The organism is Gymnodinialimonas sp. 57CJ19, from assembly GCF_038396845.1.
GTDB lineage: Bacteria > Pseudomonadota > Alphaproteobacteria > Rhodobacterales > Rhodobacteraceae > Gymnodinialimonas.
In genome coordinates, this window is record NZ_CP151587.1 from 900,936 (window position 1) to 913,488 (window position 12,553).

At 63.8% G+C, this 12,553-nt stretch carries 10 protein-coding genes; 5 read left to right on the forward strand and 5 right to left on the reverse strand.

Annotated features, from left to right (window positions below; genetic code table 11):
* Nucleotides 1–255 precede the first annotated feature (255 nt).
* The 4 genes from rnr (at nucleotide 256) to AADW23_RS04435 (ending at nucleotide 6,592) form a co-directional block, all read left to right on the forward strand.
* Complete coding sequence (gene rnr, locus AADW23_RS04420; protein WP_341863318.1) at nucleotides 256–2,529, forward strand: ribonuclease R; 2,274 nt, start codon at nucleotides 256–258, stop codon at nucleotides 2,527–2,529.
* A gap of 142 nt (nucleotides 2,530–2,671) precedes the next feature.
* Complete coding sequence (locus AADW23_RS04425) at nucleotides 2,672–4,264, forward strand: lytic murein transglycosylase (RefSeq protein ID WP_341863319.1); 1,593 nt, start codon at nucleotides 2,672–2,674, stop codon at nucleotides 4,262–4,264.
* Between the two features lie 137 nt (nucleotides 4,265–4,401).
* Nucleotides 4,402–6,114, forward strand: coding sequence for a DUF6504 family protein (locus tag AADW23_RS04430; protein ID WP_341863320.1), 1,713 nt, complete (start codon nucleotides 4,402–4,404; stop codon nucleotides 6,112–6,114).
* Complete coding sequence (locus tag AADW23_RS04435; RefSeq protein WP_341863321.1) at nucleotides 6,098–6,592, forward strand: VOC family protein; 495 nt, start codon at nucleotides 6,098–6,100, stop codon at nucleotides 6,590–6,592. Before AADW23_RS04430 ends, AADW23_RS04435 begins: the two co-directional genes overlap by 17 nt.
* Before the next feature lie 387 nt (nucleotides 6,593–6,979).
* On the opposite strand, the gene AADW23_RS04440 is transcribed toward AADW23_RS04435, so the two are convergent.
* The 5 genes from AADW23_RS04440 to AADW23_RS04460 all read right to left on the reverse strand — a co-directional run bounded on the left by AADW23_RS04440 (nucleotide 6,980) and on the right by AADW23_RS04460 (nucleotide 11,254).
* Nucleotides 6,980–7,834 carry a D-amino-acid transaminase gene (locus AADW23_RS04440; RefSeq protein ID WP_341863322.1) on the reverse strand — a complete coding sequence of 285 codons (855 nt, stop codon included), beginning with the start codon at nucleotides 7,832–7,834 and terminating at the stop codon, nucleotides 6,980–6,982.
* 30 nt (nucleotides 7,835–7,864) lie between these two features.
* The gene (locus tag AADW23_RS04445; protein WP_341863323.1) at nucleotides 7,865–8,662 is read right to left on the reverse strand and encodes a dienelactone hydrolase family protein; all 798 of its coding nucleotides are present in this window, start codon (nucleotides 8,660–8,662) and stop codon (nucleotides 7,865–7,867) included.
* A 147-nt stretch (nucleotides 8,663–8,809) separates the two neighbouring features.
* Nucleotides 8,810–9,754, reverse strand: coding sequence for an N-acetyl-D-Glu racemase DgcA (gene dgcA / locus AADW23_RS04450; RefSeq protein ID WP_341863324.1), 945 nt, complete (start codon nucleotides 9,752–9,754; stop codon nucleotides 8,810–8,812).
* Nucleotides 9,751–10,752: an N-acetyltransferase DgcN gene (dgcN, locus tag AADW23_RS04455; protein ID WP_341863325.1), complete on the reverse strand. Its 1,002-nt coding sequence runs from the start codon at nucleotides 10,750–10,752 to the stop codon at nucleotides 9,751–9,753. Before dgcN ends, dgcA begins: the two co-directional genes overlap by 4 nt.
* A 151-nt stretch (nucleotides 10,753–10,903) precedes the next feature.
* On the reverse strand, nucleotides 10,904–11,254 hold the full coding sequence (locus AADW23_RS04460) for a hypothetical protein (protein ID WP_341863326.1): 351 nt from the start codon (nucleotides 11,252–11,254) through the stop codon (nucleotides 10,904–10,906).
* A 290-nt stretch (nucleotides 11,255–11,544) separates the two neighbouring features.
* Between AADW23_RS04460 and AADW23_RS04465 the strand changes: the two genes are divergently transcribed.
* A complete protein-coding gene (locus AADW23_RS04465; protein ID WP_341863327.1) occupies nucleotides 11,545–12,534 on the forward strand; it encodes a glutathione S-transferase family protein in 990 nt (329 codons plus the stop codon).
* The last annotated feature ends 19 nt before the right edge of the window (nucleotides 12,535–12,553 follow it).

Sequence of the window (12,553 nt, forward strand, 5' to 3'; positions counted from 1 at the left end):
GTGCACCCGCGCAGGGCGCCCGCTCCCCCCATCGCCCCCCCGTCCCGGTGCGCGCGCTCCTCGCCGATACCCCCCGGTCAGGCCCCACCAAAGGCTCCCCACAACCCCCGCCCGCCAAGTCATCGACCGGCCGCTCTTCATCCCCGCCGCTCCCCCTTCATCTTGGCCCATACAACTCAATCCAACGCTCCACTCCCCACCGCCGCTCGATTTAGGCCCATGACGCCCCCCCGCGCTCGTGCTACCTGAGACCGCATGAGCAACATCCCCTCCAAAGACCAAATCCTGAAATGGATCACCGACAACCCCGGCAAACGCTCCAAGCGTGACATTGCCAAAGCCTTTGGCATCAAGGGGGCGGCTCGGATTGACCTGAAACGGATCCTCAAGGAACTCCAGGCCGAAGGGCATCTGGAAAAAACCGGGCGCACCTACCGTGACCCGGAAAAACTGCCTCCTGTCACGATCCTTTCCGTGCAAGCGCCCGACGATAACGGTGACCTCTTTGCGCGGCCTCTGGAATGGCACGGTGAAGGGGCCGAGCCGCGTGTGCTCTATAAACCCCGTACCGCCGACCCTGCCGTGGGGCAGGGCGACCGCATTCTGGCGAAATTGTTCGAGGCTGAAGGCGACGACCATCACTACACCGCCCGGCTGATCCGCAAGATCGGCACCAACCCCCGCAAGATCCTTGGTATCTTCCGCAAACGCGACGAGGGGGGCGTGATCTCTCCGATCTCCAAGGGGTCCGACAAGGAATGGCAGGTGCGCGCCGGCGATACCCACGGTGCCAAGGATGGAGAGTTGGTCGAAGGCGAGCTTGCCGGGCCAAAGGCGCGGATGGGGGCGCCCCGGGCGCGGATCACCTTGCGCGTCGGCGATCCCGGCGAAGCCCGCGCGGTGTCGCTGATCGCGATCCATGAACACGGCATCCCCGACAGCTTCCCCGACGCCGTGATGGCGCAGGCCGATGCCGCGAAACCCGCCGGGCTGAAAGGCCGCGAAGACCTGCGTGACGTGCCATTGGTGACCATCGACCCCGCCGATGCGCGGGACCACGATGATGCCTGCTATGCCCAGGCCGATGATGACCCCAAGAACAAGGGTGGCCATATCATCTGGGTCGCGATCGCCGATGTGGCCCATTACGTCACGCCGGACTCAGCCCTGGACCGCGAGGCGCGCAAGCGTGGCAACTCCACCTATTTCCCGGACCGCGTGGTGCCGATGCTGCCCGATCGGCTCTCGGGGGATCTTTGCTCTCTCCATGAAGGGGTGCCACGGGCGGTGATTGCCGTGCGGATGGTGATCGACGCCAAGGGGCAAAAGATCGGCCATACGTTCCACCGGGGCCTGATGAAATCCCATGCGTCGCTCAGCTATGAGGAGGCTCAGGCCGCCCAGGATGGCACGCCGTCGGCGCGGGCCGAGCCCCTCGTTAAAGGCGTGATCCGCCCTCTCTTCGCAGCCTATGACGCGCTGAAAATCGCCCGTGCCAAGCGGCAGCCGCTGGAACTGGATCTGCCGGAGCGGCGGATTGAACTGGACGACAATGGCAAGGTCTCCTCCGTGGCCTTCAAGGACCGCCTCGACGCCCACAAGCTGATCGAAGAATTCATGGTTCTGGCCAATGTCGCCGCTGCAGAAACCCTGATCGCCAAGCGCACGCCGTTGCTTTTCCGGGTCCATGAAGAACCCTCGCCCGAGAAACTGGAAGCCCTGCGCGAAGTGGCCGACAGCGCCGGGCTGACGCTCGCCAAGGGGCAGGTTCTGCAAACGCGGCACCTCAATGACCTGTTGCGCGCAGCGGGCGAGGATACGTCCGAGCTGATCTCGATCTCGACCCTGCGGTCGATGCAACAGGCCTACTACAACCCCGAGAACTTCGGGCACTTCGGCCTCGCCCTGAAAAGCTATGCGCATTTCACCTCTCCGATCCGGCGCTATGCGGATTTGATCGTGCATCGCGCTTTGGTCAGCGCCCATGGCTGGGGCAAGGACGGGCTGTCCGCGGAGGAGATTGAGCGTCTGGAAGACACGGCAAAGCTGATTTCGGGCACCGAGCGGCGGTCGATGGTGGCAGAGCGTGACACCTCGGACCGCTACCTTGCGGCCTTCCTCTCGGACCGTGTCGGGGCCGAGTTTGGTGGGCGCATTTCCGGCATCGCCAAGTTCGGTGTGTTCGTGAAACTGGATGAGACCGGGGCCGATGGCCTGTTGCCAATGCGGTCGCTGGGGCGTGAGTATTTCCACTACGATGCCGAGGCGCAAACCCTGATGGGCGCGGATACGGGCACGATGATTTCCATCGGTGACCGGGTCTTGGTGAAGCTGGCCGAAGCCGTGCCAGTCACGGGGGGGCTGATCCTCGAATTGCTTGAACATGACGGCAAAGCGCCCGCCAAAGGCGCAGGTCGGGGCGGCGGACGGGGGCGGGGCAAGCCCCCCGCGCGGCGCAAGGTGGGCGCGTCCAAGGGGCGGAAGGCGAAACTGCGCAAAAAGACCGCTCGGACCCGCACAAAGGACTGACGCTAACGGTATGTTAACCAGATTGGGGCAAGGGTGACCGGCAAAACGCCGCCCATCACCCCTGCATTGTTCGCGGTTTTCCTGTAAGTTTGCCGTGAAGCCCCTATATTGTTGCGCTGTCGTGGATAGTCGAGCCCTGCCTATGTTTGCTCTTAAATATGCATCCCTTGTTGCCTTCCTGGCCTCAACGCTGCCCGCAATGGCGGCGCCGCCGGCGATTTCGCCGTTGCCCATGCCTCGGCCTGTTTTGGGGCCCGTTTTGGGTCCTGTGCAGGGGCTGGCTTCGGCGGTGGAGGTCGCCGCGCCGGAGGTTGCGGTGCCGGAGCGTCGAGGCGTGTTGATCGAGGTCATCGCCGAAGAGGCGATTGAAGAGGCGTCCCAGGGTGCGCCCGACGCGGTAACTGTCGAAGTTCTGCCCGCCCTTGGCGAAACAGAGACCGCCCAAACCCTAGGCACCCGCTCGCCCGAAGGCGAAAGTGCACTGGCGATATTGGCGTCGCCCTTGCCCGTGGCGCGGGGTGATGTGCCGGTTGAATTCGCCGCCCGTGCCGCCGTTCTGCGGGCCTCGGCCGAGGCGGAAGAAGCGGCGCAACGCCCGATCCGGGCCAATGATCCGGCGTTCCGAGCTTGGATTGCAGCGTTCAGGGAAAGGGCGCTGGCGGCGGGCATCAGCGCGGCGACGTTCGAGCAAGCCTTCGATGGATTGCAGCTGAACACGCGGGTGTTGGAACGGGATCGCAATCAGGCCGAATTCTCTCGGACCCTTTGGGAATATCTCGACTCGGCTGTTTCCGCGACCCGCATTCGCAACGGGCAAGAGGCGCGCGCTGAATGGCGCACGACGTTGTCACGGATCGAGGAACAGTTTCAGGTGGAGGCCGAAGTTGTGGTCGCCGTCTGGGGCTTGGAAAGCGCCTATGGGGCGTCCCGCGGCAGCGTAGGGATCGTAGAGGCGATGGCCTCGCTTGCCTATGACGGACGGCGGCAGGACTTCTTTGAGGCGCAGCTGATCGCGGCTTTGCAGATCATCGAGGCGGGCGACACGCAGGCCCGCAACATGACCGGATCATGGGCCGGAGCGATGGGCCACACGCAGTTCATGCCGACCAGCTACCTGGAGTTTGCCCAGGATTTCGACGGTGATGGTCGCCGCAATATCTGGAGCGATAATCCCGTCGATGCGCTGGCCTCTACGGCGCATTATCTGGCGGAACACGGGTGGGTCTATGGCCAGCCTTGGGGCATGGAAGTGCGCCTGCCCGATGGATTCGACTACCGCCTTGCCGGAGAGCAGGAGCGTATCAGCGCCGCATTCTGGAACAATCTTGGGGTGCGCCAGATCAACGGTGACCCGATCCCCGACCACGGGCCTGCGTCGATCCTGTTGCCCGGCGGGGCAGAGGGCGTGGCCCTGGTGGTGTTCAGCAACTTCCGGGTGATTGAACGCTATAACCCCGCCGATGCCTATGTGATCGCCATCGGCCACCTCAGCGATCGGATTGAGGGCGGGCGCGGGTTTCAGGCCGGATGGCCCCGTGGCGACCGGGCGTTGACCTTTGCCGAGAGGGAAGAGTTGCAGCGCCTGCTCTTGGCGGCGGGGCATTATCACGAGGATATCGACGGAATCGTTGGGCCGATCACCATTGCAGCGGTGCGCAGCTACCAGGAAGCTGTGGGCGTGACACCCGATGGCTATGCCTCCCTGCGGTTGTTGGAGCGTTTGCGGCGCGGCTAGGGATTGCGCCGGGCTTCGCCCGTCGCCCGCGCTTCCTCCTCCGCACAAAGTGCGTCCTCGGGGCTGTAATGGGGGACTCGACTCCGAAACGGCGGCAGTCTAATTTGAGAACAAATCAGGAACAATTGCTGCCGCTCATGTCCACACCCCCTCGCCATAACGTTGCCAACCGGCGGCGCATCCTCTCGCTATGGTTCCCGCGTTTGGGGGTGGAGCGGGTGCTGAGGGGAGAGCCGGGCCTGGCCGAAATGCCCCTGGTCACGGTGAGCGAGACGGGCAATCTCAGGCAATTGGCCGCGACCAGCGTGGCGGCGGAGCGGGAAGGGTTGGCAAGGGGGCAATCCCTGAGCGAGGCCATGGTGCTGTGCCCCGATCTGGTAACCCGCCCCGAAGATCTGGGACGTGAGGCGGCGCTTTTGATGGCGCTGCGACGGTGGGCGGGAAAGTTCAGCCCCTGGGTGTCAGAAGAGGGCCGCGAAAGCCTTTTGGTGGACCTTACCGGTTGCGCACATCTGTTTGGCGGGGAAGAGCCGTTGTTTCGCCAAGTGCAGGAAGATTGCGGGGACCTTGGCCTTACCGTCTGCGCCGGGATCGCCGATACGGCCGGGGCGGCTTGGGCCTTGGCGCGATACGGCGGCGGGCAGGGCGGCGGACAGGGCGGCGGACAGGGCCTTGTGCAGGGGCGCAACGGCGACGCGATTGATCAAGAAGCCCGCGCCACGCGGTCACGCGCCAGCAAGCGGCATTGGGTGAAGGGCGGCCCTGCGCCTGCCACGCAACTGGCGGGTGGCCCGGTGCAACGGATCGCCAAGCCGGGGGCCACGCGGCAGGCCTTGGCGCCTCTGCCGATTGCCGCGTTGCGGGTGGATGCCGCCACCACGGCGGGGCTGGCGCGGTTGGGCCTGCGGCAGATCGGCGATGTGCTGGCGTTGCCCCGTGCCAGCCTGACGCGCCGTTTTGGGCAGGGCTTGATCCGGCGGATGGATCAGGCGCTTGGGACGATGCCAGAGCCGATCTCGCCTGCCGGGGCGCCGTTGCATTTTGCGGTGCGCCTCAGCTTGCCGGACCCGATTGGCCTGGAGGCGGATATCGCCGCTGGCCTGGACAGGCTTCTGCCGCCCCTGTGCGAGAAGCTCCGCGCCAAGGGCCGGGGCGCCCGGCGGGTCCGGCTGGAACTCAGCCGGGTAGAGGGGGACACCCAAACCATCGACATCGGCCTTGCGCGGGCGGCGGACCAGCCGGACAAGCTGAAACCCCTGTTCGAGATGAAGCTGGGGGACGTGGACGCAGGCTTTGGCATCGACCGCTTGCGGGTGATCGCCCATGTGACCGAACCGCTGCACGCGACCGAACATAAGGGCGGATGGGCCGTGGCCCAGGAAAGCGCGGCCCCCCGGACGCTGGACCAGGACATGGCCGACCAGCTCGCTCGGCTTGGGGCACGGGTGGGGTTGGAGGCGATCCGCCGTGCCCGTCCCGCCGATAGCCATATCCCCGAGAAGACCTCGGTTCCCCTCGCCGCCGCATGGTCCGAGGCCGAGGCCCCCGGCACCTGGCCCGCCCCCACACGGCCCCGCCCGCTTACCCTGTTCCCGCCCGAACCTGTCACCGCCCCGGCATCGCCCGACGTGCCCTCGGGGTTTCGCTGGCGGGGGCGTGATTTCACGACCCACAGCGCCCAAGGCCCAGAAAGAATCGCCCCGGAGTGGTGGCTGGATGAACGGCAGTGGCGCACCGGGGTGCGGGATTACTGGCGCGTCACAACCCAAGATGGCGCAAGGCTGTGGCTGTATTTCGCCCATGGGGGCGGCCAATCGGGCGGGTGGTTTGCCCATGGGGACTTCGGCTAGCGACGGGCGCGTTCTTGCCAGCGCCCGCCGTCCTGCCTACCGTGACCCCATGACACCGCCCTTCCGCATCCGCGCCCTAGGGGAGATCGCCATTCGCTGCGACGACCTTGCGCGGATGACCGCGTTTTATGGCGATGTCTTGGGGCTGGAGCGCATGACGGGCAACGCCGCGCCGAACATCGTTTTCTTCAAGATCGCCGAAGGGTTTGGCGGCCATACACAGATATTGGCTCTGTTTGATAACGACAAAGACCAAAGCCAAGCGCCGCGGACCGGGGCCAAGTCATCCCTGCATCACATCGCACTGACCGTGCCCTACGCCGAGCAAGACGCGGTGATGGAATGGTACAGCACCTTGGGGCAACCCTATAGGGTCGAGCATTTCGGCTGGGTTGGATGGCGCGGTATCTTCACCGAAGACCCGGAAGGGAACACGGTAGAACTGGTCGCCTACGACGACAGTTTGAAGGCGACATAACAAAGACAAAGCTAAGGCTGCCACAGGGTCGGAACGGCAATCGCCAGAAACAGCCCCCGGAACTTCTGCACGCCCCCACCGGCGTGCAGAAGGTAAGCCACATACGGTACCACACCCCCCCCAAAGGATACTCGTTAAACGACTAAGGTGGGTCCACTCCTAAGGCGGGGCGGTAAGGCTTTGGGAACGTCGCTGAACGAGCGAAAACAGGCAGGTCGCCAACGTACACAACGCCCTGCCCAGGGTGGCGGCTGCCAGTACTCAGGGCGCCGCGACCGTAAAAGGTTAATAAAAGGTTAACGAACCGAGCACCACTGTCGAAAAGGACAGGTTCTTGGGGTGGGAATGGGGCACGGGCACGTGATTCGTCAGGCGCCCGTGGGGAAATCAGACCGCCGCTTTGCGCATCTCGTCGATGTAGATTTCGCGCAGCCGGGCCGTGATACTGCCGGGGGTGCCGGTGCCGACACTCTCTCCGTCAATCTCGATGACGGGCATGACGAAGGTGGTGGCAGAGGTCACAAATGCCTCGTCCGCCTGCTTGGCCTCATCCATCGTGAAGGGGCGTTCTTCCACCTTCATCTGGGCTTCTTTCGCCATGCGCAGAACCGCGGTCCGGGTGATGCCGGACAGGATCTCATGGCCAAGGTTACGGGTGATGATCGTGTTGCCTTTCACGATATAGGCGTTGTTCGAGGTGCCCTCGGTCACGACGCCGTCTTCGACCATCCAGGCGTCATGGGCACCGGCAGCCTTGGCGGCCATTTTGCCCATGGAGGGGTAGAGGAGCTGCACCGTCTTGATGTCCCGGCGGCCCCAGCGCTGGTCCTCGATCGAGATGATCTTCATGCCGGTCTTCGCCATCGGGTTATCGGCAAGGCCGGGCTTGTTCTGGGTGAACAGCACGATGGTGGGGGCCGTGTCTTCGGGATAGGCAAAATCACGGTCGGCAGCGCCACGGGTGACCTGAAGGTAGATCAGCCCCTCGTCGATATCGTTGAGGCGGACCAGTTCACGGTGGATCTCCAGCAGCTCGTCTTCCGTGGTAGGATTGCCCATTTCCAGCTCATCCAGCGACCGCTGAAGACGTTTGGCGTGGCCGTCGAAGTCGATCAGCTTGCCGTCCAGAACGCTGGTGACCTCATAGACGCCGTCCGCAAACAGGAACCCACGGTCAAAGATCGAGATGGAGGCTTCAGCTTCAGGCAGATACTGGCCGTTTACGTAGACGGTTCGGGTCATGGGCAGGGTCCTTTCATGGTCAATTCACCTCTAGAGCCGAGAGAGAATCCATTCAATGGCCCATTCGACGCGGGCTGTGGAATAGGAATGGCCTCCGTCGAATTCGCAAAAGACCAAGGCGTCGTTGCTGGCATTTTCACCGCCAAGGCACCGCATCCCCTCGGGGGCCTGCATGGCGGCGGGGCGCCCGTAACCGCCCGCGGTGCCGTACATCTCCAGCACCTCCCAGATGTTGCCCTGCGAGGTGCCGCCAATGGTGCGGCCTTCCTGGGGCACGGTGGTGTCCGCGTCGCCGTGAATGTGGACGATCGTGGTCGCGGGAGAGGGGCAACTGGCCGGCGTTGGTGACCAGAATGTGCCCGCGTAGGGGACAAAACCCGCGAAGGTTTCGGACATCTCGCAGGCCAGCGTCCAGGTCATCATGCCGCCGGCGCTGAACCCGGTGGCGATCAGGCGGGTGGCGTCGAGGTCGATCCGGGTGGAGACATCGGCAATGACGGCGCGGACGTAGTCTGTCTCGGCCTCTTGCGTCTGGTCCGGATTGCGCGGGCGATGGGCAAGGTTCCAGTCATCGGCATCGGCGTTGAGCGCGATGAAGGCCATGCCAAGCCGGTCGGCCACGGCCCGCAGGGAGGCGTTGCGCATCGCGCCATTGGCAGAGCCTCGGTAGCCATGGGCATGGAAGAACGCGCCGGTTGGCTCGGTTGGGCCGTCGGGCATGTAATAGCGATAGGTGCGGTCACCCGGAACGGTGCAATCGGTGTCAGGGCCACAGGCCATGGCGGGTGTTGTGAACAGGGCGAGGGCAACGAAGAGGATTGGGCGCATTGGGAAGCTCCGGGTTTGGTGTGTCGGAGAGTGACCTGTTTCGGGCGGCGGCGCACCTTAACTTCGTGTGAGGTGGAGGAGGGGACGGGAGCGAGGGGCCAGCCCCTCGCGCTCCCCGGAGGTGTATTTGCCAAGATGAAGGAGCGCTCAGCCCCAGAGGGCCGGTTCTGGGGGATGGACGGTGGAGCCGTCGAAGGTCAGCGGTGGGGTGCGATCTTCGGCCAGGAGGAGGGGGCCGTCGAGGTCCACGATCTCGGCGCCCTGGGCGACCAGCATGGCGGGGGCCATGGCGAGGCTGGAGCCGACCATGCAACCGACCATGACGGTGTAGCCCTCGGCGCGGGCGGCATCGCGCAGCGCCAGCGCCTCGGTCAGGCCTCCGGTCTTGTCGAGCTTGATGTTGACCATGTCGTATTTGCCTTTGAGGCCGGGCAGGGAGGCGCGGTCATGGCAGGATTCGTCGGCGCAGACGGGCAGGGGGCGGGCGATTTCGGCCAGCATGTCGTCTTCGCCCACGGGCAGGGGTTGTTCCACCATCTGCACCCCAAGCCGGATCAGGTGCGGGGCGAGGTCGGCGTAGACATCGGCGGTCCAGCCTTCGTTGGCGTCGACGATGATGGCGGCCTTGGGCGCACCGGCGCGGACCGCTTCGAGGCGGGCCATATCATCAGGCGTGCCGAGTTTGATTTTCAGAAGCGGGCGGTGGCCGTGTTTGGCGGCGGCTGCGCGCATGTTGTCGGGCGTGTCGAGCGACAGGGTGAACGCGCTGGTGACCGGTTTGGGGGCCGCGATGTTGAGCAGATCCCAGACGCGGCGGCCTTGGGTTTTCGCGGCCAGGTCGATCAAGGCACAATCGAGGGCGTTGCGGGCGGCCCCGGCGGGCAGGGCCGAGACATCGCCATGGGATGCCTCGAGCTGCGCCGTGACGCTGTCGAGCGTTTCGCCATAGCGGGCATAGGGCACGCATTCGCCGCGCCCGATATGGCCATCTTGCGTGATCGTGACGGTCAGCACCTGAGCCTCGGTCCTTGATCCGCGAGAGATGGTGAAGACCTCGGCCAAGCGGAAGCTGTCTCGGGTGATCTGCATCACAGGGCTTCCAGCGCGTCACACAGGCGGCCCGCGCCTTGGCGGAACGGATCGGCAGTGGGCAGGCCCATGCGTTTTTCGATATCGGCGAGGCATTGCAGCGCCTCGTCTTCCCCCAGAGCGGCGGTGTTGACGGAGATGCCCACAACCTCGGCCTTGGGGTTCGCAACACGGGCCAGCGGCAGGGCGGTGTCGCGCAGCTGCTCCAGCGTCGGCAGGGAATAGCCGGGCAGGCCGCGCATATGGGTGCGGGTCGGCTCGTGCGACAGGATCAGCGCATCGGGTTGGCCGCCGTGGATCAGCGCCATGGTGACGCCGGAATAAGAGACGTGGAACAGGCTGCCCTGGCCTTCGATCATGTCCCAGTGATCCTCGTCATTGTCGGGGGTCAGCCATTCGACGGCGCCGGCCATGAAGTCGGCAATCACCGCGTCCAGCGGGACGCCATCGCCGGTCACGAGGATGCCGGTCTGGCCGGTGGCACGGAAGCTGGACTTCAGGCCACGGGCCTTCATTTCCTTGTCCATCGCCAGGGACGTATACATCTTGCCCGCCGAGCAATCGGTGCCCACGGCCAAGCAGCGCTTACCGGTGCGTTTGATGCCATTGGCGATCGGGTAATCAACCGAGGGGATGCGCACATCGTGCAGGGTGCGCCCGTATTCCTTGGCAACAGCCACCAGATCGGGTTCGTCGTTAAGCAGGTTGTGCAGGCCAGAGGCGATATCGAAGCCCTCGGCCAGAGCCTCGATCAGCACGCGCTTCCAAGAGCTGGAGATCACGCCGCCCCGGTTGGCCACGCCCACCACCAGCGTTTTCGCGCCGGATGCCTTGGCGGCGGCAAGGTCCATATCGGCGACTTTTACATCGGCGTTGCAGCCCTCCATGCGGAACTGGCCGATCACATTCTCGGGGCGCCAATCACGGATGCCCTGGGCGACCTTTGCGGCCAATGCATCGGGCGCGTCACCCAGAAACAGAAGATACGGTGTTTCGATCATCGAAGAGGCCCCTTGCGCGGAAAAAAAGTAGGTGTCACGGCAAATTAGCCGCGTTCCGGCGCACATTCTGCGAAAAATGGGGCGTGGCGAAGGCTAATTGCGGGTGATTTTCGCGTGAATCAGAAAATCACGCGAAAATCGTGCGTTAGGCTTAGGTCTGCGTCAGCAATCCTGCGGGGCGGGTGTCTGCCAAGACGAAATCTACCGGCGCGGTCGTGGCGGTGGCGGTGTTGCGCTTGAAGTCATAGCGCATCAAGTCGCCGTCTTCCGATGAGGCAACGATCAACGCCTGATAGAGATGCTGAGGGCCATCGTAGATGTCGATCAGCCCGCGCAAACGCGGTGCCTCCTCTGCCAGGACGGCGAAGCCACGGTCGGACATTTCGATGATGGCAAAAGCCTCATCCCCCACATGAACGGACCGTGTGGCGCGTTTGCGTTTGCCTTGCCGTTGGGCGGCGGCAAGCTGGTCACGTAATTCTTTCGGTAAGTATTCAGACATAGGAACCTCTGACCCAATGGGGGTGCTTACCATGCAAGGTGGCAAACTTTCGTGACAGGTCAATGACGTATATCGGACATTGTCCCAGCAATTCGGAGACTTTGCAGCGGTAGCGTTAATATCTCCTTACTGACTTGGGGTGCCAGAGCACGCTGCGGCGCAGAGATTTTCTAGAAGAAGTTGAAGATTCTTTGACCTGTGCGCCGGTGCGGAGGCGCCCGTGCGTGCCTTCACCTATACGCACCGCCCCTGCGGACCTAGATACGACTCAGCAAATGGAGGAGCAAACGATGGGCCTGTTGGTAGACGGAAAGTGGCAAGATACCTGGTACGATACCAAGAAATCTGGCGGAGCATTCAAACGATCCGAAGCGCAGTTTCGCAACTGGATCACGGCCGATGGCAGCGCAGGCCCGAGCGGCGAGGGCGGCTTCAAGGCCGAAAGCGGGCGCTATCACCTCTATGTCTCCCATGCCTGCCCTTGGGCGAACCGGGCGCTGATCTTTCGGGCGTTGAAAGGGCTGGAGCAGCATATCTCCCTCTCGGTCGTGCATCCCGATATGTTGGGGGAAGGCTGGACCTTTGCCACCGATTTCGACGGCGCGACGGGCGATACGCTTTACGGCCTGCCGTTTGCCCGCGACCTCTACACCAAGGTGCAGCCCGATGTGACGACCCGTGTGACCGTGCCGATCCTCTGGGACAAGGAGCGCGAAACCATCGTGTCCAACGAGTCCGCCGAGATCATTCGCATGTTCAACAGCGCCTTCAATGACATCACCGGCAACACCGACGATTACTACCCTGAACCCCTGCGCGACCAGATCGACGAGATCAACGCCCGCGTCTATTCCGACGTGAACAACGGCGTCTACAAATCCGGTTTCGCCACCTCTCAAGAGGCCTATGACAAGGCCGTCCACACGCTGTTCGATGCGCTGGATTGGCTGGAAGGAATCCTCTCCGAAAACCGCTACCTGACGGGCGACAGGGTTACCGAGGCCGATTGGCGTCTGTTCACCACGCTGATCCGTTTCGATCTGGTCTATCACCTGCACTTCAAATGCAACCGCAAGCGGATCGTGGATTATCCCAACCTCTGGGCCTACACGCGCGAGCTGTACCAATGGCCGGGCGTGGCGGATCAGGTGAATTTCGACCACATCGTGCGCCATTACCACTACAGCCACGACACGATTAACCCGCACCGGATCATCCCGATCAACCCGGTGATCGACTGGCACGCCCCCCATGGTCGAGAGGCATTGCGGGCGGCGTAGTTTTCCGTTTCAACGGAGC